The organism is Streptomyces sp. NPDC007162 (genome assembly GCF_040634175.1).
GTDB lineage: Bacteria > Actinomycetota > Actinomycetes > Streptomycetales > Streptomycetaceae > Streptomyces.
In genome coordinates, this window is sequence record NZ_JBEYFC010000879.1 from 1 (window position 1) to 2,261 (window position 2,261).

3 protein-coding genes are annotated in these 2,261 nt (G+C 63.7%); all 3 read left to right on the forward strand.

Annotated features, from left to right (window positions below; all coding sequences use genetic code 11):
* Positions 1 to 144 precede the first annotated feature (144 nt).
* The 3 genes from ABZ646_RS45290 to ABZ646_RS45300 all read left to right on the forward strand — a co-directional run bounded on the left by ABZ646_RS45290 (position 145) and on the right by ABZ646_RS45300 (position 2,187).
* On the forward strand, positions 145 to 588 hold the full coding sequence (locus ABZ646_RS45290; protein WP_360533262.1) for a helix-turn-helix domain-containing protein: 444 nt from the start codon (positions 145 to 147) through the stop codon (positions 586 to 588).
* 211 nt (positions 589 to 799) lie between these two features.
* A complete protein-coding gene (locus ABZ646_RS45295) occupies positions 800 to 1,189 on the forward strand; it encodes a hypothetical protein (RefSeq protein ID WP_360533265.1) in 390 nt (129 codons plus the stop codon).
* Positions 1,180 to 2,187: an MAB_1171c family putative transporter gene (locus tag ABZ646_RS45300; protein WP_360533268.1), complete on the forward strand. Its 1,008-nt coding sequence runs from the start codon at positions 1,180 to 1,182 to the stop codon at positions 2,185 to 2,187. The genes ABZ646_RS45295 and ABZ646_RS45300 overlap by 10 nt, the downstream gene beginning before the upstream one ends.
* Positions 2,188 to 2,261: the final 74 nt, after the last annotated feature.

Consider the following 2,261-nt stretch of genomic DNA (forward strand, 5'->3'; position numbering starts at 1 on the left):
GTTCCTGGGCTTCCGGGGCAAGGTGACCCAGGCGTCGTACGAGGCCCGGGCCAACGTGATCCTGCACGAGATGGCGCACAGAGCTCGGCTTAAGGTAGATTGACGCCAGTCGAAACCTAGATCGTTGCCGCGAGGAGGGCCACTGTGACCGAGCAGATGGGCCGTAGCCTGGCGGACAAGCTAAACCACTTGTTCGCGATCGTAAATCCCCGTCGGGGCCAGGAGTACAGCAACGAGTACGTCGCGGCTGCCATCAACCGGGCCGGGGTCGCGATCTCCCAGAGCTACATCTGGCAGCTACGCAAGAGCAAGAAGACGAATCCAACGCTCAGACACCTTCAGGCTCTCGCAGATTTCTTTGGCGTGCCTGCCGCCTACTTCTTCGATGACGATGTGACAGACCGGGTCGAAGGCCAACTGAGCCTCCTGCGAGCGGAGCAGGAGCGCCTGGACAAGGCAGTCGGCAGCGGCGACGTCAAGCTCATGGCCATGCGCGCCGGTGAGCTGTCAGCGGAGCGACGCAAACAGGTGATGGATCTCCTCGACGTCGTCTACCAGTTGGAGCAGGCAGAGCGACGAGGCTTGTGATGCGGCAACATGATCAAGGCCGCTGACGTCCGGAGGGGGACCGCCGCAGCGGACAACTGATACCTAATCCGTCGGGGAGGGCAGATTGAAAGAACGAGAGCTGCGGCGTCGATGTAAGCGCGAGCTCCGAGCACTGGGCATCCATCCTCCGTTACAGGTCGATGTCCTGTGCCAGCGCCTCGGGGAGCGTCGCAGACGTCCCATCCGGCTCGTGCCCTACTCGCTTCCAGTACCCGGGCCGTTCGGCGTATGGCTGGCCACGGCCTCGGCCGACTACATCCTGTACCAACAAGAGACCAGCAAGATCCACCAGGATCACATCATCCTGCACGAGGTCGGACACATCCTGGCGGATCACAAAAGCGACGACGCCGACAATAAGTTCTGGCAGCAGATGGCGCCAGACCTGTCTCTGGCCGCCGTCAGACGAGCACTCCGTCGAACCTCCTACGACCACGATCACGAGCACGAGGCCGAACTCGTCGCCACGATCATCCTCGAATGGGCCTCGGTGCTCGATCACGTGACGCCTCGCAGGCCAAGCCACCCCTCGGTGCAGCGCGTACAGGCCGCCTTAGGCGATCGGCAGGGATGGCTGTGATCGCCATTGGGGTGGTTCTGGTTATGGCTCTGAGCTGGAAGCTGTACCAGTTGGCCAAGGCGCCCGAGGACAGCCCACTCCGCGCGGTCACCCTGTGTGTTGCGTGCGTCGGCACAGCGTTTCCGCTTGGTCCCCGTGCCGGCGCACAAGCCTTCGACAGCCTTGCCGGGCCCGGCTGCGCCAAGCTGCTGCAGAACGTGCTCCTCCTAGCGGCCGCCTACTGGCTGATGTGCTTTTACCTCTACTCGGTCTCGGATCGCCGGAGTGGGCGATCTCGTGCCCGATGGGAGGCTCTACCGCTCGCCGTCGCCGTCGCGACCATCTCGCTGGCCGTTCTTACCACCCCAGCGAGCGTCCGAGAGCACGTCTACGAGACGCAGGACATGAGCGTGCATCAAGTAGCGATCTTCTACCTGATTGCAGGGCTCTACTTGGTTTACGCCATCGCCTCCGCGCTGCGCTGGACCTGGCGCTACGCCCGCATGGCCACCCGCCCCCTGGCCACTGGGCTGTGGTTGGCAGCCGCTGGCATGGCGGGCATGGTGGCAGTCTGCTCGGTTCGCGCGGCCTTCGTCGTGATCCGGTGGCGCGGCAGCCCAATTCCGCATGGGCTCACTCAGATCGTGAACCTGCTTCTACTCCTCGCGACGCTGCTGTTCATGATCGGTGTGAGCTACCCCGGTGTCGTCACCCGGATCGCCGCACTGCGGATCTGGTGGCGCCACCACCGCCTGTATCGACGACTCCAGCCGCTATGGACGTTGCTCCACAAGGCGTACCCCGAGGATGCCCTGAACCGCGTGCCCGTCAGTCGATGGACCTACCATCCCTCCGTTCGTGGCGTTCACCGTCGCTACTACCGGCGCGTCATCGAGTGCCGCGACGGCCTGGTGCGGATCAGCCCGTACCTGGCAGATCTTGGCGCCCACGACGTCGGCCAAAGGTCACCCGCGGCATTTGCCGAACACCTGCGTACCCAGGGCGGTTTCAAAGTCTGATCGTTGGTGCGTCTGTGCTGGTCAGCGGAGTCCGAGGAGAGCCAGGGGACGGGTGAATGGCTCGTAGGACATTT